The sequence below is a fragment of the Corynebacterium sp. PCR 32 genome, assembly GCF_037464985.1.
In the GTDB taxonomy this organism is placed as follows: Bacteria; Actinomycetota; Actinomycetes; order Mycobacteriales; family Mycobacteriaceae; genus Corynebacterium; species Corynebacterium kroppenstedtii_D.
In genome coordinates, this window is sequence record NZ_JBAHVL010000002.1 from 190,867 (window position 1) to 211,922 (window position 21,056).

A 21,056-nucleotide genomic window follows, 5' to 3' on the forward strand; every position below is an offset into this window, starting at 1 on the left:
GGGCGTATGCATAATCGCGTCACCGTGACTGGCTGGGAGTCTCACTGAACCCACTGACCATCTCGAAGCATGGAGGAAAATACTGGTATGAACTCTGCCACCGTTACCGCGCCACAACGCAGCACTCACGCTCCTCAGATCACCGACAATCAATCAGCTGATGCTACTGATGCTGGTTTTTCGCTGATGGATTCCCGTGGCGTGGATGACGGGAAGTCCCTGAGTAACGGTGTGATCAGTACCGCGTTAAGCAATAGCGTTATGAACACAACCGTGGAGAGTGCAACCCTAACGATGAATCCAGACCACCACAATCCTCCAACCACATGTGCCGTCGACAATGATGGGCGGTCGAACTCCCACACCAGTGCTGTAGCCCCTTCAGGTTCCTTGGGAACCCCAGCGTTTGCCGCTGAAGTCGCCATGATGTGCTCCCGTGTGATCCGCACTGCGCTCTACCGTGCTGGCATGGCACCGTCATCTGCCACCTGGCGCGTCGTTCGTTTCATTCAAAGTAGCGGTCCGGTTCGCATTTCCGATGTTGCTCGGCGTGAACGGTCGACGATGGCGACTGTGTCTACTCTTGTCAATCGCCTGGTCAAACAAGGGTTGGTAGACAAGGAGAAGGACCCATCTGACGCCCGGCAGTCCCTTCTGACGGTGACAGAAAAAGGACGCCACCTGTGCAACGAATGGCAAGACCGCTTGGGCGAGGCTGTGGCGGATGATTTCACCGCACTCTCACTCGAAGAGCTCACCATTTTGGCTGATGCGCTTCCTGTCATGCGCAAGTTGGTCAGTGAAGGTGATCACTAGTCAGGTCTCTGTATCCCCTCGTGTCGTGCACACCACCGTCGGCGAGGGCTAGCACCTGGAGATAATGACCATTCCGGCACCTAGTGGGAGCCGGGACAGGCGGAGATCATCGCGGTTGCGCAGTGATTCATCAAGTTGCCGTGCTGAGGCGGTGTCACGGTCTTTTCGTGCCGGGTTAGCGATGGTGCCGTCGAGAAGCATGTCCGCGAGGACGATGAGCCCACCGGGTTCCAGTAAATCTAGAGCTTGGTCAACCAGAGTTGAGGCGTCGACGGGGGGCACTTCAGCATAAATAAGGCTGTAGGAGTGGGCTGCTAGCCTGGTCATCACTTCGAGAGGCCGCGACGGGAGGAATCGATACTGGTTAGACGGTATATTTGCGGTATTGAATGCTTGGCGAGCGACACGTTGATGAACGGCTTCTGTATCGATACAAGTGACGTGTCCCTGCGGTCCCATACCAGCAAGAATGGCTAAACCTGATACGCATGCAGCGGGGGAGATCACCACTGCTGACTTATCCTGACAACAGGTCGCACTCAATGTCGTGAGGAATGAGGACGTTAACTGGTCTGGGGTTGGCAAACCGAGTTCGTCGGCAGCATCGCGAGCGAAGTCCATCGCATCAGTTTCCAGCGTTGTGGCATTAATAAAATCAGTCATCAGGTCTAGGGCAGAATCGATCACGACTGCTTATGCTAGTGGTCTTAACGCCGTAACGGGTACGGCATGCCCATAATTGGTGTAGTCATTGGAATACGTGGCCACTGTTAACCAGGGAAACCACCGGATAATGTGATCTGCTACCTGGGGCTCGTTGAGCGTATACCCTCACAGGAAGCTTTCAGGTGATGTTCACGCTTCGGGCACGAATGTATGTGACAGTAAGGTCATGACACTGGCGTCGGAAGGAACCAACCAACTTGTCGGGACTGCAGCATTTGATGCTGGATCTGGCGCCATGCCCAGTTGGAGCGCGCTCGTTTCCGAACATGCTGACGGGGTGTATCGTTTAGCCCTTCGCCTTAGCGGCAACGTCCATGATGCTGAAGATCTCACACAAGAGACATTCATGAGAGTCTTCCGGTCGTTAAAGCGGTATAAACCTGGAACATTTGAGGGTTGGCTTCACCGCATCACGACGAACCTGTTTTTAGACATGGTTCGCCGGCGCCGCACCATTCGGATGGAAGCATTGCCCGAGAACTACGACGCTGTGCCTGGAACCCGAAATGATCCTGAACAATCATACCTTGACGCCAATATTGACCCGGAATTGCACAAAGCTCTCGACTCATTGCCAACGGACTACCGTGTCGCGGTGGTGTTGTGTGATGTTGTCGGAATGAGCTACGACGACATCGCCACCACGCTGGGTGTGAAGATGGGGACCGTGCGCAGCCGAATTCACCGTGGACGGGCCCAGTTAAAAAAGAGCCTGCGCACATCGAAGGGTGTCGTGCACTACATTGGGTAGTGTAGTGCACGACACTACACATACCGCTCGGGCCGAGACCTACACACGCGTCACCGAGAGTCGCGAATGCGCGTAGATTGGTTCCTGACCAAATGTAGAGCCGTATGAGCGCGAGTTGAAGTGGGCACAAGGAGTGATTTCGAATGGGGCGTTCGTCGAAGTCGCGAGAATTCTCATCGATTGAGCACCTCTCCGAAGAGGCCGTAGCCGCATTTGTTGACGGAGAGATGCCCCCACGAGCACAGCGGCGAGTCCTCCGTCACCTTGTACACTGTGACGAATGTCGATGCGATGTCCAAGCACAGCGCGATGCAGCTCAGCGAATGCAGGCGTCAGCTCAGGAACCCATTCAGATGCCACCTGACCTCCTTCACAAGTTAGCGACAATCCCGACGAATTGTGCAGAAGCATCCCCTGAGACAGCAAAAAAAGCTGAACCGACACGACAGAACGGAACTCCTCAAGACTCCTGGTCGCCCTGCGACGTGGGCAGTATCGGCGCCCATCACCGTCCTCCCGCTCGTGGGGAACGGGGACACGATGGACATTTGACAGCACTGGCTGCGGCAAAAAGCGCAGCTTTCAGTGTCGTGCGAACAGTTGAGAATGGGACAATGAGTGCAATTGACACAGTGGGTGAATACGCCGATCATCTACGGTGTGCGTGGAAAGATCGCAGCAACACCGGGCAACGATGAATGCTCACTAACAGCCGGCCACTTTGGTGGGTAAATACTGATGGATCCCAGTGGCCGTATGTGCCGCGCTCTGTACAATAACTGACGTGTTCTCAAGTATCGGTTGGATGGAAGTCATCATCATTGCGGTGGTGGGCTTCCTTGTCATCGGGCCCGACCGCTTGCCAGGGGTCATGAAGGAGATCCGTGCAATCCGATTGGCCATCAAAAACGCCCTCGCCGATGCACGGAAACAACTTGATGGCGAATTTGGCGATGACCTCCGTGAATTCAGCGAACCGATCAAAGAATTTAGCCAGCCCCTCCGTCAGTTCAATTCATACCGAACTCTGGGTGCAAAGGGATTCATAGCGAAGACCCTATTCGATGATGACACCCATGATCGTGACGAGACACAAGACACCATCGACAAGCCTGTAGAAACCACGAGGACGACGACACCGCGGCAGACAATCCACGACTATTTCGCCGCTCCCAACGACGCCACCCCGGCCACACCGACTCCTCAGAAAGACCTGACGCCATCCGGAACAGACCGGCCTGTGCCTAAAAATAAGCTGAACCACGCAGCGACCGAGCCTCACCGCGACGGGCACACGCCCAGAGAGCCCCAAGCTCATGGTCACAGGTCATGGAGCGGATTCGAGGACGTTCTCTAAAAACCACGTTATGTCGGGTACACCGCCATCCCATGAACATGCTGACCGTAGCAGCTTATGGAGCGACACCAAGACCCAGCGATTTCCCTGCCAACGAGTCTCGGCGATGCATGAGTTGATCAGCGATAGCGTTGAGAACAGCACCCGTCTGAGACGTTGGCGAGGACATCGCGAGAGGCTTGCCGTCGTCGCCTCCTTCTCGTAACGCAGGATCAAGGGGAACCTGGCCCATCAACGGCACGTGACAACCGGTGATGCGGGATAGCCGCTGGGCGACGATCTCACCACCACCCTCACCAAAGATCTGCTGACGTGAACCGTCAGGCATGACCAAGTAACTCATATTCTCGATGACACCAGCGACGCGCTGGTGGGTCTGTTGTGAGATGGATCCAGCGCGCTCCGCAACGTCAGCGGCAGCCATCTGTGGTGTCGTCACGATGAGAAGCTCGGCATTCGGTATCAACTGTGCGACCGCGATAGCGATATCACCCGTACCAGGAGGGAGATCTAACAACAGGACATCGAGATCACCCCAGAAGACGTCGGCCAGGAATTGCTGAACCGCGCGATGCAACATCGGGCCACGCCACACGACGGGAGAGTTACCGTCAATGAAATGACCAATAGAAATCATTTTGATGCCATGCGCTTGCGGCGGCATGATCATGTCATCGACCTGGTACGGGCGGTCATCGGACCCCAACATTCCAGGGATCGAGTGGCCGTAAATGTCCGCATCGAGAACCCCAACGTTCAGACCCTTCACAGCAAGTGCTGTCGCAATATTCACCGTCATGGATGACTTACCCACACCACCTTTCCCCGATGCCACTGCATACACACGGGTGGTGCAACCAGGCTTGCTGAAAGGGATCTCTGGCTCGTCTGCTCCACCGCGCGCCCTCTTCCGTAACTCACGGCGTTGCTCATCATTCATCACATCCGTGGTGACCGTGACGCGACCTACCCCCTCGATGGCTTCGATCGCTGTCCGAGAATCCTCGACCAGTTTGTTTTTCATGGGGCAACCGGCGATGGTCAGGTAAATCTCTGCCGAAACATCAGACCCGTCGATCGATACCGACTTCACCATCCCCAAATCCGTCAACGGCTTACCGATATCAGGATCCTTCACCTGCGACAATGCTTCGACAACGGTGGCTTTTGTGAAAGTAGATTCAGATGACATAACGGCACCATCCTACGACGACTCAGATAAATCGTGGTGGCCGGTACTGGGACGGGTATGGCGGCTGTCCTCACCCATGTATTCCAAATCCACCGGGGAATCCGCAGCGGCATCATCAAGTCGACCTTCAATACGGTGAAGAATGGTCGCCAGGTCCTCGAGCTCATGCCGAAGATAATCACGAGTCACAGTTTCACCCAATGCGATACGAACTCCTGCGAGTTCACGAGCCAAAAACTCGGTATCGGCTTTTGTCTGGGCCGCACGGCGTCGATCCTCATTCAGTGCGACACGGTCACGGTCATCTTGTCGATTTTGAGCCAACAAGATCAATGGGGCAGCATACGCAGCCTGTGTGGAAAACGCCAGGTTAAGAAGAATAAATGGGTAAGGATCCCAATTCCACCACATCCCACCGATATTGAGGATAATCCACACTGCCACGATGATCGTTTGCCAGCCCAAATACTTACCGGTGCCCAGAAAACGCGCAACTTTTTCTGCAGCAACCCCAACAGCGTCACCATCCATTGACACCCATGAGCGACGCTTAGCTCGGACTGGTGTGTCCAGGTCGGTTCGGGTGAACGAATCAGCCATGTGATAAGCCCCTCTCGTGGGTTAGTCCGGGTGAGAAGAATCCGCCGACGGTAATGATTCTGTCGTGGACTGGCGATCCCGTCGCCGCTCGCCGGTTTTCTGTGCGATGACGGACCCCGCCTTAGGACTTCGTGTGTTGTGAGAACGAGTCTGTTTGTCTTGGTCAACCCCGCCTGGTTCGGGACGGATTTCCTGCTCACGCCACCCCTCAGGCAGAAGATGATCCAACAAGTCGTCCACCGCGACGGCGCCCAATAGATGGTTATCTTCATCAAGGACTGGGCCACACACCAGGTTATATGTTGCGAAATAACGCGCCGCAGTTTCATGAGTATCGTCCGCAAAAAGCGGAGGAAGATCCGGATCAAGGATGCTGGAGACAAGTGTCGATGGTGCTTCACGCAGGAGCTTCTGAATATGCACAGTCCCGAGATACTTACCTGTGGGAGTTGCCTTCGGAGGCCGCACAACGTACACCATTGAACTCAGCGACGTTGACAAGTCGGGATTACGCGCATGAGCCAGTGCTTCTGCCACTGTGGCCTGTGGCGTCAGAATGATCGGTTCAGAGGTCATCAAGCCGCCCACGGTCTCCGGAGAGAAACTCATCAGACGACGGACCGGCTCCGACTCCTCTGGATCCATGAGCTCAAGGAGAACATCGGCCTTATTATCAGGCATTTCTCCCAACAAATCGGCGGCATCATCCGGATCCATTTCCTCCAAAACATCCGCAGCACGCTCAATATCGAAAGTCTCAAGAACCCCCATCTGTTCATCCTCAGGAAGCTCCTGAAGAATATCGGCTAGACGCGCATCATCAAGCTCCGATGCGACATCATGACGAGTCGAACTGGGGAGATCATGCAACATCTGTGCAATATCCGCCGGACGCATGTCATCGAACTCCGCGAGAATCTCCGCGGTCGCGTCGGCTGGCCCTGCCCCGGAGACCGAGAGACCATGAACATGATTCCACTCGACGACCGACAACGGCGGGCGGCGCCCAAAACGGTTACGCTCCTTGGAGACCGCAATACGGCTAATAATCCAATCACGAGTACGGGACTTTTCGATCTCCACGTCGGCAATGTCGACGGGTCGGCCATGTAAATCCTCATGTTCGGGATCATCAACGTGAATCTTGGACCCCACCAGCTCAGACATTACACGCAACTCACCTGCGCGTGACTGATACGGGCGAAGATTAACAGAACCAGACACGAGAGTGATCTCCCGCGGATCAATCGAGGCCACGCGAAGCATGGGAACAAAAATCTGCCTGTTTTGCGCGGCGACCTGCAGGACAAGGCCAATTGTTCGAGATGCCATCCCACGAGGTCGGATGGTGACGACGATATCGCGAACACGACCGATCGATTCGCCATCAGGGCCCAGGACAACCATTCCTGCGAGGCGACCAGCAAAAACTCGATTCACGGCACTCACGTCCGACAGTGTACTGGGTGTTTGCCCGATACCCGTAGTTCAGTAGTCTGGCAGTATGACTAAACCCACCGCTTCAGGCCTCGGAGCCGCCCTAGGAGCACGAGGCTCCCAAGGACTTCCCCAACGCCCGGAAGGATGGCCCATTGGTAGTTTCGACGATTACGAATCTGCTCAGCGTGCCGTCGATTCCCTTTCCGATGACGATGATTTTCCCGTCGATGACATAACAATTGTTGGCGTCAATTTAATGCAGGTGGAACGGGTAACATCGCGCCTGTCATGGGGCAAAGTCCTCTCCGGCGGCGCGATCTCTGGAGCATGGATGGGAGTGTTCTTCGGGATTCTTGTCGGCCTGTTTACCAACGAATTCCTAGGACCTCTCGCCCTTGGTGTCGCAATGGGAGCCCTCTTCGGTGTCATCTCCGTCGCCATCCCATATGGTGCTATGAAAGGGCGGCGCGATTTCGCCTCCACCACCCACATCGTCGCCGGCAGATACGATGTCCTCAGTAAACCGCGTTCAGCGCAGCGTGGCCGCGAAATCCTGTCCCGCAAACACTGGACGACCAGGAAATAAACAACGTTCACAACCACTTATTGCGTCGGAAGATCAACCACAATCCGACGCAGGCCGACAACATAACAACCAACACGATGAAGTACCCGTACTTCCAATGTGTTTCCGGCATATTATCGAAGTTCATGCCATAAATACCGGCAATGAGTGTGGGGACGGCCGCCATCGCAGCCCACGCAGAGATCTTCCTCATATCCGTATTTTGCTGAAGCGACACCTTCGCTACTGCAGAATCGAGAAGCGTAGACAAGCGCTCGTCATAGCTAATGATCCGATCGGCAGCAACGGTATGGTGATCAAGGATGTCGACATACAACGATCTAATGCTTTTACCAGTCTTTTCCTTCCCTACCGGAAGGGCCTTGAGCACTGCCGTCATAGGGTCGAGAGCATGCCGCATTTCAAGATTTTCGCGTTTGAGCATATAGATCGGCTCGATACGAACCGGAGAACCGGGCAGAAAAACGCGGTTCTCCATAGCATCTACTTTTTCCTCTAGCTTTTCTGCGATATGCAGATAGTCATCAACAATCCAATCCAGGTGGGCATATGCCACCGACGTCGGACCCACCGCAGCCAACTGCGGTGATCGTTCGAGGCGTTGCCGAACACCGTCGGGTATAGGAACATCCCCGTGCCGAATCGTGATAACAAAATCACGACCCCTGATGATATGCAGTTCATTCGTCTCTATGAACTCATTCGTACTATCGACAGGAGATGGGTCATAATGCACAGTGCGTGCCACGATAAAAACGTAATCATCCAAAACCTCGATTTTGGGACGCTGTTGACCGTGGACGATATCTTCAACCGTCAGTGAATACAGATGGAAGAGACGCGCAATCGGCTCCATGTGTTCGATACTCGGGGAGATCAATGACACCCAGACAAATGCTCGCGGATGTGAACGGCCAGTGCGACGACCTGCACTCGCCCCCGACGACCCTCGGCCATTTTCCTCATGAACACGGTCAATAGCTGAGGCAATAGTGAACGGGCCATCAAGTTTTCGACCGTCGACAAAAACAGCACATCTGGCTACCGGATGATGCGCTGGCTCCGATGAATGCGTGGCATCAGGAGTATTAATAATCCAATCAGGGGCATTAATCACAGCGTCATGCTCCACGGCGCGAACGAGAGCACGAGTATCGGGATCAGCAGCCACGTCCGATGGAATCGGATGATTATGGTCCGCCGCGGAAGAAGGATGCCTCCCTGAAGACTGATCATGGCGATGCATACTTGCACATGCTACCGAGAATGGTCGGGCACAAGGCTAGCCATCAGTTGGTGTGACGGATACTTTAGCTAAACTCGAGACGATGCACGGACAACATGACGTAGGAAAAACGGGGAGCTGGTACCGGAAAACGCAGGTTAACCCCATAGTATCTGTGCTGCGTGGAATCGCAGCGGGGTTAGCCTCAGGAATGGTCCTTGCTACCATCGTTCTCATCGCGGTACAGCTGATCCCACAGACTGAATGGACGACCCATGGCGGGCAAATGGTGGCAGCCCACGCCGTGAGTGCCGTGGTCAGCATCGTTATGGTTCACCGGGCAGATCATTCACTGGGATTCGGTGCGGCATTATGGTCGGTGGGAGCGTTGATCGTTATCGGAATTGTGTTGTGGTGGATGTGGTGGCTCTAACATGAAAAAAATTACGAGGATGAAGCGTAGCTCAGCGATAGTCGTCGCTCTTCTCGCCGGATGCGTGCTCGCCTCATGTCACGTCAATGCCGATGATGGCCCAGCCACCACACCATCACAACGACACTCACACACGGCGTCGGGCATTCGCCCACTTCCCTATACCGCCAATGATCCCGTACTCATCTCAACAGCTGTCGGAAAATACGACGATATTACTGCAGCCCTCTACGACCGGGTCTTTGATACAACGAACGCCGGCCGGCCCACGCCAAGACAAGCCGTGACACAGCCCTCGCACCGTAGCGTCCAAGAAGCGATCGAATCACTGCGTGCGAGTAGAAACACTCTCGTTCTCGTGTGCGCAGGAGATTTACTGACGTACCTTGACGCCTCCGCCGCCGACAAGATTCGTACAACCATGCAAGACAACGTGCGGCATGGCAAGGCCCCAGGCAACACGATCGGAAAAGTATGGGAGAAAATTGGCCACTCACTGCCGTCCGATATCAGCCTGACCGAGGCATCCAACGCACAGTGCTCTTCAGAGACAGAAACACGGAATGCCAGCTCTACGACCCCAGTAGAGGATGTCACCCTTCCACAAAACATCGTTCCGATTTACCTCAAGCCCACAATGAGTACCCAGGATCGACGCTCGCTCACGTGGATTTCCGGCAATCTCGGTTCCACGCGAGATCTGGAAAAGTTGTATAAAAAGACGACGTCCGCGCCAGCGTCGCGGGTCGCTAAAGATTACCTTCAGTCAGAAGGACTGGCTTTCGCCACCGACCATTAATAATGCACAAACCGGCCCCGGGAATAACTAGAATGGCTATTCCCGGGGCCGGCCCTCACAGTGCCAAACGATCATGCCCCGCTGGCCCTGCCCCTCGACGGGACGTGTGCTTCTAATCCGCAAACGCCTCGTCGATCAGCTGTTTCTGCTCAAGTTGGTGAACTTTCGACACGCCTGTCGCTGTCGAAGACTGAGCACGACGGGATACCCGCGTCATCGGAGGCATATCCGGGATAAGCTCCGGGAGTTGCAACGCAAGGAATGGCCACGGGCCCTGGTTGGCTGGCTCATCCTGGCAAAAACGAATCTCCTGGACATTCGGGTACATGTCAAATGCCTTCTTCAACCGGCGGAATGGCACAGGGTGCAGCATTTCCAGACGGATAATGGCGAGATCCTCACGGCCATCTTTCTGACGGCGCTTCTCCAGATCCCAATACAGCTTTCCTGAAACTAGGAGAATCTTCGTCACCTTCGACGTATCACCAGTGACGGCCCCGTCGACATCGATAAAGTTCGGGTCGTTGATGACAGATTGGAAACGCTTCACCTGGGTGAAGTCCTCAACTGACGATGTCGCCATCTTGTTGCGCAACATCGATTTCGGTGTCGCCACAATCAAGGGGCGGCGAAGGTCACCCAGCGCATGGCGGCGCAGCAGGTGGAAGTAGTTCGCCGGGGTAGACGGCTGAGCCACCGTCATGGACCCCTCCGCACACAACTGGAGGTAGCGCTCGATACGCATGGAGGAATGATCGGGGCCCATTCCCTCGTAGCCGTGGGGGAGAAGAAGGATGAGCCCAGACTGCTGGCCCCACTTGGCCTCACCAGATGAGACATACTCATCAATGATGGTTTGTGCACCGTTAGCGAAATCACCGAACTGTGCTTCCCACGCGACCACCGCATCCGGATTTCCAACAGTGTACCCGTATTCAAATCCCATTCCTGCATACTCCGTGAGCGCGGAGTTGTAGACCAGGAAGCGGCCACCGTTGTTACCGGCGGAAGCCACCTCCTGCAGTGGGTTGTATTCGTCAGAATTCTCTGCGTCAATGTAGATCGCGTGACGTTGGGTGAACGTACCACGGCGAGAATCCTCACCAGCGAGACGAACGAGCTTGCCCTCACGAGCCAACGATCCAAACGCCAAGAGCTCACCAAAGCCCCAGTCGATCTTTCCATCACGGGACATGTCGCCACGCTTCTTTGCTAACGGAGCGACACGCGGGTGGAGGTGGAATCCCTCGGGCGGCTGCGTAAAAGCATCGCCAATGGCGGCGAGATCCTCTGCGGTAATCGACGTGTCCAAACCACGGGGGAGGGTCTGTGCTGATGTGATGCCAGACTGTTCTGCGGGTTTTCCACCCTTTTCCGCCTCGCGGACGTCGTTAAACACGGTTTCAAGCTGTTCGCGGAAGTCCCGCTTCACAATCTCAATCTCATCTTCAGTCAGGTCACCACGACCCACCAAGCTACGAGTGTAGAGGTCACGAACAGTAGGCTTACTGTCAATGATCTGGTACATCTCCGGCTGTGTCATGGACGGATCATCAGCCTCGTTGTGTCCACGACGCCGGTAGCAAATGAGGTCAATGAAGACGTCTTTGCCGAATTGACGGCGATACTCAACAGCTAGCTTGGCGACCCACACAACAGCCTCGGGATCGTTTCCGTTGACGTGGAAGACTGGGCAACCGAATGCTTTCGCCAAATCTGTCGCGTAGTGGCTTGACCGGCCGGAATCGGGCGTTGTGGTGAATCCGATCTGGTTATTCACGGCAATGTGAACAGTTCCGCCAACAGTGTATCCACGCAACTGAGACAGGTTGACGGTTTCTTGCATAATGCCCAGACCAGACATGGCAGCATCGCCATGAACCAAGATTGGCATGACGGTGAAACCTTCATCGCCCCGGTCCAGGAGGTCCTGTTTGGCGCGGGCGATGCCCTCGGCGACAGGGTTAACGGCCTCCAGATGTGAGGGATTCGCCGTCAGGGTGACGTCCACTTCACCATCGTTGAACATGGAGATAAAGTGGCCGGTTTCGCCCAAGTGATATTTGACATCGCCTGAGCCACCAGGAGCCGCAGGATCGATATTGCCCTCAAACTCGGTGAAAATCTGGGAGAACGGCTTTCCGACGATGTTCGCTAGGACATTCAAGCGGCCACGGTGAGCCATACCAATGACAACTTCGTCGAGTCCCTCAGCTGCAGCGGTATCAATGGCAGCGTCCATCAGTGGGATGAGGGACTCAGCGCCTTCCAGAGAGAAACGCTTCTGGCCCACGTACTTAGTTTGCAGAAAGTTTTCAAAAGCTTCGGCGGCGTTCAGCTTCTGCAGAATATATTTCTGCTCAGCGCACGACGGTTTGGGCTGCCCCGCTTCAATGCGGTCTTGCAGCCAGAGGCGTTCGTCACGATCCAAGATGTGGTTATATTCGTAACCCACCTTAAGGGTGTACGCCGACCGCAAAGTACTGAGTACCTCGCGGAGGGTCATAACTTCTTGACCGGCGAAGCCCCCTACATGAAAGCGGCGGTCTAGATCCCAGAGAGTCAAACCATGCGTGGCGAAATCCAAGTCGCGGTGATCGGGGATGGGCATGCCGGGCTGGTGCCACTGGAGAGGATCTGTATCTGCGATGAGGTGACCACGTGAACGATACGCTTCGATCAGCTGCATGACGCGAGTGTTTTTATCGACGCCGATATTTGGCAGATCTTGTTCCCAACGGAAGGGAACGTAGGGGATCTTCAGGGAGGTGAAGATATCATCCCAGAAATCATCATTGATGAGGAGACGGCCAAGTTCGCGAAGGAACTCACCGGACTCTGCCCCCTGGATGATGCGGTGATCATAGGTAGACGTGATCGTGACTAATTTACCGACGCCCAGCTCGGCCAATCGATCCTCGGACGCACCTTGAAATTCCGCAGGATAATCCATGGACCCCACGCCAATGATGGTGCCCTGGCCCTTCGTCAGGCGAGGGATCGAGTGGCGTGTACCGATACCACCAGGGTTTGTCAGGGAAATCGTGACGCCCTGGAAATCTTTCATCGTCAACTTGCCAGTGCGGGCACGCACGACGATATCTTGATAGGCATCGATGAACTCAGAAAACGATAACGTTTCCGCTGCAGGAATGGACGCTACAACGAGGTTGCGACTGCCATCCTTGTTGGTCATGTCGATTGCCAGGCCCAAGTTAATATGCTCAGGGGTGACTACCGTTGGTTTGCCGTCCACAACCTCGTAGCGGTTATTCATCGACGGATGGACCATGACGGCCTTGACCACTGCGTATCCGATGATATGGGTGAAGGAAATCTTCCCCCCGCGCGTACGCTTGAGTTGCTCATTAATCATGGCGCGGTTTTCAAACATCAGCCGCGCTGGCATATCACGAACCGACGTTGCTGTCGGGATTTCCAACGAGATATCCATGTTCTTCGCAATAGCCTTCTGGGGTCCACGGATCGTCTGCGATCCAGCCTCAGGGAGGGATGCCGGAATCTCGACACGATCTCGCTTCTTCGATGAAGCCTCTTTCTTGGCTCTCAGTTCACGCTGAACCTGAGTGTGCTTATCGACCTTCGGTGCATCGTGACGGGCGGGTTTGGCCGCAGCCGGCGCCGCGACATGACCCATGGCGTGTGCGTCCACACTCGCACCCTCACGATGCGAGGTAGTGCGATCTGCGGTCTTGTCCGCCACAGTTTGCTGTGACGGTGCTTTTTCCGCGGCTTTGTGCTCGGCACGCTTGCCCTGAATAGTTGTTGCTTCCATAGAAGGGGAAGAGGATTTTTTGGTCATCTTTGCAGCAGTGTTAGTGGTAGTTGCTTCGTGAGATCCGGAGGGTTTGGTGCCAGCTGACGAAGCGGTGGCGCCATTTTTCTGAAAGAACTCGCGCCATTCTTGATCAACTGACTCCGGGTCCTTCGTGAACTGCTGGTACATGTCGTCGACCAGCCATTGGTTCTGGCCGAAGGAATTATCGCTGTTCACAGCGGGTGCTCGCCTCATTTCGTCGATTGTGACTCACTTCTCTACAGAGTAACCGCTTATTCCATTTGTCGTCCAAAATGGGGTGCCCTTGTGAGGCTCTTCCTTCACAAGAGGGGGCACCCGTTGACAGATCACTGGCGACACAGTCTCACGAGATGGAGTGTTTCCACAGGTCAGCATAGATTCCTCCATGAGCGATCAGTTCGTTGTGATGCCCCGTTTCCACGATACGACCCTGATCCATGACCAGAATACGATCGGCGTGTGCCGCCGTCGCTAACCGGTGAGCCACGATAACACTCGTTCGTTGCGACATCACACGTTTACTCACAGAAAGAATCGTCTTTTCTGTCGCCGGGTCCAGCGTCGAGGTTGCTTCGTCAAGAAGCATGATCTCGGGTTCCACAAGCTCGGCGCGAGCCAGCGCAATGAGTTGCCTCTGTCCAGAGGATAAACCCCGACCATCCTCACCGACAGGCGCAAGGAAACCACCAGGGATCGCAGCAATGGCATGCAGTGCCCCGATGCGTCGTGCCGCGTCGATGACATCATTCGGTGTTGCCCGTGGAGCCCCATAGGCAATATTCGACGCGACCGTGCCCGCAAAAAGATGCGACTCCTGTGGCACGAAACCCAAACACCGACGCCATGTCGTCATCGTCAGATCACGAATATCTGTCCCCGCAGCTCGAATAGCACCACCAGTCGGGTCATAAAAACGGGCCAGAAGCTTCACAACTGTCGATTTCCCTGCTCCCGTCGCCCCCACAACCGCGACAGTCGACCCCTCGTCGATGCTCGCCGAAATGTGATGAAGAACGTCCGTTCCATTTGCATACGCAAACGTGAGATCCTCAAAAGAGACAGAGCCACCCGACACCGATGTTCCATGGCCACAATCAGGAACCGACGTTGACTGCGCCAATAACCCGCTAATGCGACGAAGACCAACCTCAGCCTGCTGGTACATGTCGAAAACCTGAGACAACTGCTGAACCGGCGCGAAGAGAAGATTCATATAGATCATGAACGCAACCAACACCCCCGGGGTCACCGTGCCATGCAACACCATGAGAGCACCAACGCCCACCACAGCCGCAGACGCTAACTCCGCGAGCGCATTGATGCCAGGAAAATAGACCGACACCGCGGTCTGAGCCTGCATACGCAACCGGCGATAGCCCAGCGCACTGGCCGTAAAACGCTCGATCTCATACTCCTGCCGGTTATAGACCTGAGAAGTGCGAATACCGTTAACCAGCTCCTGAAAATCCGCGTTCACCGTTGAAATGTGGCCACGCGCCTCCGAATACAACCTCGATGACACCCGACGGAAGACAATAGTGGCCACAACGACAACAGGGAGCGACATTAACGCCACGAACGCTAGCTGAGGAGCAGTGACGAGCAACATCACGCTAACCCCAACCAATGTTGCAGCAGAGACGAACGCTTGCGCCACACCCGCCTGCACAAACTTCGACAACGAATCAATATCAGTTGTCATTCGCGTCATAATCCGCCCGGATCGCGTCGTTTCGAAATAGTCCAGCCCTAGCCGGTGAACGTGCGCAAAAGACCGTAACCGAAGCCCATAGAGCAATCGTTCCCCTGCACGCGAAGTCACAATAATATTGACGGCGCGTGCCGCCCACGCCCCCACCACCATGACGACCCCCACCAGGGTTGCCGTGACCAGCGCACCAGTGTCCTTCTTGCCGACCCCACTATCGATGGCATGACGAACCAACGAGGGAAAAACAACATCGGCAGCGACCGAGACAAACAACGTGCCAATCATCGCGACGAGCAACCACCTCACAGTGCCCAATAACTCACGCACGGTAAAAGGACTGGAATCGTCTCGATATGAGCGGGCATCGACATTCGGCTGCTCGGTGGCTGGCGGAAGCTTCTCTACCATCGCCACAACCTCAGGCGTTGCAGGCATACCAGCAGCAGCATTCCCATGTCCCAGACCCGCACCTAAACTACCACCAGCCAAGGCAGACCCTGAGGTGGACAACTCCTCACCGGTAGCTATCGCAGCGCCGGGCTCATCCATATTCTGGTCGGCCGGCCACAGCGTTGCCAAGGAGGGTTCATGATCATCATCACACGGAACACGGGCGTCACTGTTCTTTCGAGGCAGCGCCATGAGACGTGAGAACTCTGGGCATGATTCTTGAAGGTCATCCAACGTCCCACAGGCTGTAACCCTTCCCGCCTCAACGAGTGCGATACGATCGGCCAACGCTAGTGTGGAATGCCGATGCGCGACGACCAACAAAGTCACGGACCCCTTGCGGGCTTTTAGTGCGGACACGATGGCAGCCTCGGTTGTCGCGTCGATCGCTGAGGTCGCATCGTCCAAAATAAGAACCCGGGCACCAGAGACCAGAGCACGCGCTAGCGCAATCCGCTGCCTCTGGCCACCCGACAACGTCAGTCCGCGTTCGCCAGCGATGGTGTCGTAGCCCTCGTCGAGCCCCATAATGAAATCGTGAGCGCTAGCATCCTTTGCGGCCTCAATAATCTCCTCATCGGTGGCCGTGGGGTTGGCCAGCGCAATGTTCTCGCGTACCGACCGCGAATACAGAAACGGTTCATCAAAGACGGCAGACACTGCGTTGCGTAGGTCGCATGTGCGTAGATCAGTGATATCGACAGAATCGACACCATTGCGCACGCGTGTCGGTGTGGACCCGCCCGTGTTGATGTCCTGATAACGCCCATGCCCGGCGAGTTCCGTCGTCAAGCGAATCGATCCTTGTGATGCCGGATAGAATCCTGTGGCCAACTGGACGAGCATACTCTTTCCCGCGCCCGGAGGGCCGACCAGCACCGTTGTTTCTCCAGGTGCGATGTCGAGGGAGAAGTGATCGAGAATGCGACCATCGGAACGTGACGAGGCCGTCGTTGCGGTGGTGTCGGAAAGAGAAAAGGAGACATCATCAAAAGTGATCCCCAGTGGCCCGTCCGGGATGCGTGCTGGAGACGCAGGATCGGGATCGGCCTCCAGATTGACCACATCGAACACGCGGGCCACAGACGAGAGCCCCATCTGCATAGAGACGGCCATGGTTGACACTGTGCGGCAAATTCCTGTGAGCGTCGTCAAATAGGACGAAAAAGCGAGGAAAATACCAATGGTGATGTGGCCATTCAAAGCTAACCAACCACCGATAGCGACATTGGCGACCAACGCAAGGTTTGGCAATTCTGTAAGGGTCGGTAGGAAGCGTGCTTGCTGGCGCGCTGCCCGCATCTGAAGTGAGTAGAGAGTCCTCCCCAACCTATCCAGCGTGGTGATTTCACGTTCTTCCTGGGCAAACCCCTTGACGACACGAACTCCGGTAACCGTTTGTTCAACATGTGTCGCTATGTTCGCCGCTTGCTGTTGGGCAGACCACGTTGAGGCGAAGATGGAGCGCTTACTCCGTAAACCAACGACAACGAGGACTGGAGTGACCACAACAGCCGCCAGGGACATCTGCCATGACAGCGTAAACATCACAATGAGAATGATGACAAATTTGACGACGCTGCCTGCAGCAAGGGGGAACATTGCAAGGAGCCCCTGAACCATGTTGAGGTCAGAAATCGACCGTGACACGACGTGCCCGGTGCGGATCTCATCTTGTCCTTTCCCACTGAGCCGGACGATGCTCCCGAGAACTCGAATTCGAAGCTCGTGTTGAGCCCATTGACTCATCTGTCCTGCTAGATACCGTCGCGAGAATTGGAACACGTATCGAAAGAGTGCGATAACGACTAAGACGATGATTACGACGGTCAACGGGGGCCAGGCAGTCACGGAGGTTAACCAGGACCATAGTGGTGCTGGCTGTGCCTGGTTGGTCGCGGTGTCGACAGCCCGTGCCGTCGCGAGTGGAATCATGATCTCAGCGATAGTCACGGCCAGGGTGGCCGCCAGTGCTCCCCATGTGTAATACGGGTGAATCATGCAGATCTGAAGCAGTTGGCGCAGATCGTCGTTAAGTGGCGTTGTTCGTGTGTTTTCGTCAGTTCTTCTTGTTTTCACTGTGAGTGTCGCTGTTGTCGTGGCGTGCTAATTTTTCCCACGCGGATTCTAACGCCGTGGCGGCGTCCGATGTTCCCTGATGACCTGGCTGCAATGCACGCGTCTTGTCGGCCCACACAAGCGGCGGCTCACCCAGTGTTTCGCTGACATGATTAATGGCTTGTCCAGCGATCTTTCTGTTGAGGGTCCCACCCATGAGAGCGCCGATACCGAGTGGAAGTGCCTTGGCAACCATGCTCGTTGCTGCCCGATTGCGGATCTTTTTCAATGCCATTTTCGCGAGCTGATTATTGACCTGTCCGACGGTGGGACGGCTTAAGGACTTCAAACGGAACACACTTCCGCTTCCGAGCACTGTCGCAATGGCTTCATTGGCCGATGAACCATTGATTGCGAGTAACACGAGGGCAGTACGGTCATCATGACGGGAAATGTCTATTCCACGAAGGTAGGCCGATGACAGCGTGTACCAGGTGGTGAGTTCGAGAAATAGAAATGCGTCGCCCGTGGAGACCCCGAGTGACGCGATGGTTCCTACGCCGGGGACGGCAGCAGACGCACCGGCACCGATGCCAGTTGTCGTGGCCAAGCGTCGGAAATGTTTATCAATAACTTTTTGGACCTGGGCGGGATTTTCTCCACGATGTTTGGATTTCACGAGTTCTACATAACGCGCGATGGGTTTCACTTGTATTTTTGCGGAACGCTCAACCGTGGCAAGGATACGTGAGGGGTTGTCTGTCGTGTTTGCGCTGGTGTTCGATCCTGATGTGTGGTTCGCTGGATCGTTGCCGTTGGCGTGTGTTGTGGAACTCTTTGTGAAGGGTAGGCGGTCTTTGAGTGTGGTGGGAATCTTTCTCAGTAGTGAAGCCATAAAACCAATTCTATTAGGTATGTGAACTCTTGTGTCCGCCTATGGACCTATCAGTTGTCTGAGCTAGGCTGGGAGCGACAAAAAGTACCGGACGTAAAAGTACAGCATCATTCGGCGTACCGGGACGTGTGAAGTACAAGGAGATATGCGTGACTGCATCGGTAATTGACACTGTGGTGAACCTGTGTAAACGCAGGGGCTTGGTGTATCCGAGTGGTGAGATTTATGGTGGCACCCGTTCTGCGTGGGATTATGGTCCACTGGGAGTTGAGCTCAAGGAGAACATCAAGAAACAGTGGTGGCGGACATTTGTTCAGTCGCGTGGGGACATGGTGGGCCTTGATTCATCAATCATCCTTCCTCGTGATACATGGGTGTCATCCGGCCATGTGAAAACCTTCACGGACCCGCTGGTAGAGTCACTGCACACGCATAAACGGTATCGTGCTGATCATCTGATTGAGGCATACGAAGCTAAACACGGGCATCCACCTGCGAATGGGCTTGCTGATGTTCCTGATCCGGAAACTGGTCAACCGGGCGCGTGGACTGAGCCACAGATGTTTTCCGGCCTGATGAAGACGTTCCTTGGGCCTGTCGATAATGATGAGGGCCTGCACTACCTCCGCCCGGAGACCGCACAGGGCATCTTCGTCAACTTCAAGAACGTGCAGACGACGTCGCGCAAGAAACCTCCATTCGGTATTGGCCAGATGGGCAAAGCTTTCCGCAACGAGATCACGCCCGGTAATTTTATTTTTCGGACGCGTGAGTTTGAGCAAATGGAGATCGAATATTTTGTTCCTCCTGCTGAAGCCCCAGAGCACTTTGATCGTTGGGTTGAGGATTGTTGGAATTGGTTCGTTGACCTCGGTATCAACCCTGACCACCTGCGGAAGTTTGATGTTCCGGAAGATGATCGTGCGCACTATTCTGACCGCACAATTGACGTGGAGTACCAGTTTGGGTTCGCAGGATCAGGGTGGGGTGAGCTCATGGGCATTGCGAACCGCACTGATTTTGATTTACAGAGCCATATCGACGGCTCGGGCGAAGATCTCAGCTTCTTCGATCAGCCGACGGGGGAGCGCTACGTTCCGTATGTCATTGAACCGTCCTTTGGCCTGACCCGTTCGTTGATGGCCTTCCTTATCGACGCCTACCACGAAGATGAAGCCCCGAATGCTAAGGGGGGTGTGGATAAGCGCACAGTTCTGCGCCTCGACCGTCGTCTCGCGCCGGTGAAGGTGGCAGTCCTACCGCTATCAAAAAAGGATACGTTGACACCTACTGCCGAAAAGGTCGCGCAGGATCTTCGTGGCTTCTGGAATGTTGACTATGACGTGTCCGGCGCGATTGGCCGCCGGTATCGCCGCCAGGATGAGATTGGTACACCCTTCTGTGTCACCGTGGACTTTGACACCCTTGACGATCACGCCGTGACTGTCCGTGAGCGTGACACGATGGAGCAGGAGCGTGTCGGTCTTGACCGCTTGCAAAGTTATCTGTCGGAACGGTTGGCAGGGTGCTAAATGAAGCTCTCGTGGGGTCCTCGTCAAGAAGACGGTGGCGTTGTCCACCTCGACCTTTTCCGTGACGACGAACGTATCGCACGGTTTTCGCAGTCGCGGGAGTTAACGTCAGCGCGTGTGAAACCATCAGGCAGCGTAGATTCTCATACTGGTGGCTCTGACCCAGCTGGTGTTGATCCGTCGTCATGGCCCGAGTGGACATTTGTTCCTCATACGAAGGGGAGGCTCTCCGCTTCGGGGCCTGACGGCAGGAATTTTCACGCTGACCCGGAATCCCAGCGTCAAGGACACGAGGGGCAGATCGGCCGCGCGAAGCGTGTCAGCCTTGATCTGGAAGGGAGGGAAGGCTCTTCTCCGGCCGAGGGTATTCAGGCGGTGACTATCGTCAACTGCGGCAAACTCGACTTCGTTGTTGAAACCCCTGATGAGATGAAAATAGGGCAATTTACCGGGGGAAACCGCGGTGTTCGGCATGTGGTGGTCGAATGTGAACCTGGTCATGAAGACGCCTTGACGACCCAGCAGCAAGTTTTTCTGGCGTGGATTGCGCGGATGCAACTGGAATCAAGACTGGTGACGAGCACGTGGATGTGGACCGTGCTGTTGATCGTCCTTTTGCCTTTTATGCTGCTGGTTTTCTTACTGTAGGCATGGTTGCCTAGGGC

Annotated in this window: 17 protein-coding genes; 9 read left to right on the forward strand and 8 right to left on the reverse strand. The window is 55.2% G+C overall.

What is annotated here, in order from left to right:
• Positions 1 to 87: 87 nt before the first annotated feature.
• Entirely contained in the window at positions 88 to 816 is a 729-nt protein-coding gene (locus V5S80_RS04835) for a MarR family winged helix-turn-helix transcriptional regulator (RefSeq protein WP_395169634.1), read from the forward strand.
• 48 nt (positions 817 to 864) lie between these two features.
• Here the strand turns inward: V5S80_RS04835 and V5S80_RS04840 are convergent, their stop codons facing one another.
• The gene (locus tag V5S80_RS04840) at positions 865 to 1,479 is read right to left on the reverse strand and encodes an O-methyltransferase (RefSeq protein WP_395169635.1); all 615 of its coding nucleotides are present in this window, start codon (positions 1,477 to 1,479) and stop codon (positions 865 to 867) included.
• Positions 1,480 to 1,708: 229 nt separating this feature from the next.
• On the opposite strand from V5S80_RS04840, the gene sigE reads away from it, so the two are divergent.
• The 3 genes from sigE (at position 1,709) to V5S80_RS04855 (ending at position 3,650) form a co-directional block, all read left to right on the forward strand.
• Entirely contained in the window at positions 1,709 to 2,293 is a 585-nt protein-coding gene (gene sigE, locus V5S80_RS04845; protein ID WP_395169636.1) for an RNA polymerase sigma factor SigE, read from the forward strand.
• Between the two features lie 143 nt (positions 2,294 to 2,436).
• Positions 2,437 to 2,991, forward strand: a complete 555-nt coding sequence (locus V5S80_RS04850) for an anti-sigma factor family protein (protein ID WP_395169637.1) — start codon at positions 2,437 to 2,439, stop codon at positions 2,989 to 2,991.
• Positions 2,992 to 3,077: 86 nt separating this feature from the next.
• Positions 3,078 to 3,650: a twin-arginine translocase TatA/TatE family subunit gene (locus tag V5S80_RS04855; protein WP_395169638.1), complete on the forward strand. Its 573-nt coding sequence runs from the start codon at positions 3,078 to 3,080 to the stop codon at positions 3,648 to 3,650.
• A 55-nt stretch (positions 3,651 to 3,705) separates the two neighbouring features.
• Here the strand turns inward: V5S80_RS04855 and V5S80_RS04860 are convergent, their stop codons facing one another.
• The 3 genes from V5S80_RS04860 to V5S80_RS04870 are packed head-to-tail and all read right to left on the reverse strand — an operon-like array spanning position 3,706 to position 6,891.
• Positions 3,706 to 4,842 carry an Mrp/NBP35 family ATP-binding protein gene (locus tag V5S80_RS04860; protein WP_395169639.1) on the reverse strand — a complete coding sequence of 379 codons (1,137 nt, stop codon included), beginning with the start codon at positions 4,840 to 4,842 and terminating at the stop codon, positions 3,706 to 3,708.
• A 12-nt stretch (positions 4,843 to 4,854) separates the two neighbouring features.
• Positions 4,855 to 5,442: a DUF1003 domain-containing protein gene (locus V5S80_RS04865; RefSeq protein ID WP_395169640.1), complete on the reverse strand. Its 588-nt coding sequence runs from the start codon at positions 5,440 to 5,442 to the stop codon at positions 4,855 to 4,857.
• 21 nt (positions 5,443 to 5,463) lie between these two features.
• Positions 5,464 to 6,891 carry a magnesium transporter MgtE N-terminal domain-containing protein gene (locus V5S80_RS04870; protein WP_395169641.1) on the reverse strand — a complete coding sequence of 476 codons (1,428 nt, stop codon included), beginning with the start codon at positions 6,889 to 6,891 and terminating at the stop codon, positions 5,464 to 5,466.
• A 55-nt stretch (positions 6,892 to 6,946) separates the two neighbouring features.
• Between V5S80_RS04870 and V5S80_RS04875 the strand changes: the two genes are divergently transcribed.
• Positions 6,947 to 7,468, forward strand: coding sequence for a general stress protein (locus tag V5S80_RS04875; protein ID WP_395169642.1), 522 nt, complete (start codon positions 6,947 to 6,949; stop codon positions 7,466 to 7,468).
• A gap of 7 nt (positions 7,469 to 7,475) precedes the next feature.
• On the opposite strand, the gene V5S80_RS04880 is transcribed toward V5S80_RS04875, so the two are convergent.
• The gene (locus tag V5S80_RS04880) at positions 7,476 to 8,714 is read right to left on the reverse strand and encodes a magnesium and cobalt transport protein CorA (RefSeq protein WP_395169643.1); all 1,239 of its coding nucleotides are present in this window, start codon (positions 8,712 to 8,714) and stop codon (positions 7,476 to 7,478) included.
• Between the two features lie 82 nt (positions 8,715 to 8,796).
• Between V5S80_RS04880 and V5S80_RS04885 the strand changes: the two genes are divergently transcribed.
• Both V5S80_RS04885 and V5S80_RS04890 read left to right on the forward strand, forming a co-directional pair.
• Positions 8,797 to 9,126 carry a hypothetical protein gene (locus V5S80_RS04885; RefSeq protein WP_395169644.1) on the forward strand — a complete coding sequence of 110 codons (330 nt, stop codon included), beginning with the start codon at positions 8,797 to 8,799 and terminating at the stop codon, positions 9,124 to 9,126.
• Between the two features lie 19 nt (positions 9,127 to 9,145).
• A complete protein-coding gene (locus V5S80_RS04890) occupies positions 9,146 to 9,925 on the forward strand; it encodes a hypothetical protein (protein ID WP_395169645.1) in 780 nt (259 codons plus the stop codon).
• Positions 9,926 to 10,037: 112 nt separating this feature from the next.
• Here V5S80_RS04890 and V5S80_RS04895 read toward each other — a convergent pair whose 3' ends face one another.
• The 3 genes from V5S80_RS04895 to V5S80_RS04905 form a co-directional block, all read right to left on the reverse strand.
• On the reverse strand, positions 10,038 to 13,940 hold the full coding sequence (locus tag V5S80_RS04895) for a multifunctional oxoglutarate decarboxylase/oxoglutarate dehydrogenase thiamine pyrophosphate-binding subunit/dihydrolipoyllysine-residue succinyltransferase subunit (protein WP_395169692.1): 3,903 nt from the start codon (positions 13,938 to 13,940) through the stop codon (positions 10,038 to 10,040).
• A 148-nt stretch (positions 13,941 to 14,088) separates the two neighbouring features.
• On the reverse strand, positions 14,089 to 17,907 hold the full coding sequence (locus V5S80_RS04900) for an ABC transporter ATP-binding protein (RefSeq protein ID WP_395169693.1): 3,819 nt from the start codon (positions 17,905 to 17,907) through the stop codon (positions 14,089 to 14,091).
• 58 nt (positions 17,908 to 17,965) lie between these two features.
• Positions 17,966 to 18,859, reverse strand: coding sequence for a hypothetical protein (locus V5S80_RS04905; RefSeq protein WP_395169646.1), 894 nt, complete (start codon positions 18,857 to 18,859; stop codon positions 17,966 to 17,968).
• A 149-nt stretch (positions 18,860 to 19,008) separates the two neighbouring features.
• Between V5S80_RS04905 and V5S80_RS04910 the strand changes: the two genes are divergently transcribed.
• On the forward strand, positions 19,009 to 20,391 hold the full coding sequence (locus V5S80_RS04910; RefSeq protein WP_395169647.1) for a glycine--tRNA ligase: 1,383 nt from the start codon (positions 19,009 to 19,011) through the stop codon (positions 20,389 to 20,391).
• The gene (locus V5S80_RS04915; RefSeq protein ID WP_395169648.1) at positions 20,392 to 21,039 is read left to right on the forward strand and encodes a hypothetical protein; all 648 of its coding nucleotides are present in this window, start codon (positions 20,392 to 20,394) and stop codon (positions 21,037 to 21,039) included. It abuts the gene before it with no gap.
• Positions 21,040 to 21,056: the final 17 nt, after the last annotated feature.

What these genes read in the sequence shown, in the direction of transcription:
- V5S80_RS04835 (WP_395169634.1), top strand. Translation starts at nt 88, where the DNA reads ATGAACTCTGCCACCGTTACCGCGCCACAACGCAGCACTCACGCTCCT.
- V5S80_RS04840 (WP_395169635.1), bottom strand. Translation starts at nt 1,479, where the DNA reads ATGACTGATTTTATTAATGCCACAACGCTGGAAACTGATGCGATGGAC.
- sigE (WP_395169636.1), top strand. Translation starts at nt 1,709, where the DNA reads ATGACACTGGCGTCGGAAGGAACCAACCAACTTGTCGGGACTGCAGCA.
- V5S80_RS04850 (WP_395169637.1), top strand. Translation starts at nt 2,437, where the DNA reads ATGGGGCGTTCGTCGAAGTCGCGAGAATTCTCATCGATTGAGCACCTC.
- V5S80_RS04860 (WP_395169639.1), bottom strand. Translation starts at nt 4,842, where the DNA reads ATGTCATCTGAATCTACTTTCACAAAAGCCACCGTTGTCGAAGCATTG.
- V5S80_RS04865 (WP_395169640.1), bottom strand. Translation starts at nt 5,442, where the DNA reads ATGGCTGATTCGTTCACCCGAACCGACCTGGACACACCAGTCCGAGCT.
- V5S80_RS04875 (WP_395169642.1), top strand. Translation starts at nt 6,947, where the DNA reads ATGACTAAACCCACCGCTTCAGGCCTCGGAGCCGCCCTAGGAGCACGA.
- V5S80_RS04880 (WP_395169643.1), bottom strand. Translation starts at nt 8,714, where the DNA reads ATGCATCGCCATGATCAGTCTTCAGGGAGGCATCCTTCTTCCGCGGCG.
- V5S80_RS04885 (WP_395169644.1), top strand. Translation starts at nt 8,797, where the DNA reads ATGCACGGACAACATGACGTAGGAAAAACGGGGAGCTGGTACCGGAAA.
- V5S80_RS04890 (WP_395169645.1), top strand. Translation starts at nt 9,146, where the DNA reads ATGAAGCGTAGCTCAGCGATAGTCGTCGCTCTTCTCGCCGGATGCGTG.
- V5S80_RS04900 (WP_395169693.1), bottom strand. Translation starts at nt 17,907, where the DNA reads ATGATTCACCCGTATTACACATGGGGAGCACTGGCGGCCACCCTGGCC.
- V5S80_RS04905 (WP_395169646.1), bottom strand. Translation starts at nt 18,859, where the DNA reads ATGGCTTCACTACTGAGAAAGATTCCCACCACACTCAAAGACCGCCTA.
- V5S80_RS04915 (WP_395169648.1), top strand. Translation starts at nt 20,392, where the DNA reads ATGAAGCTCTCGTGGGGTCCTCGTCAAGAAGACGGTGGCGTTGTCCAC.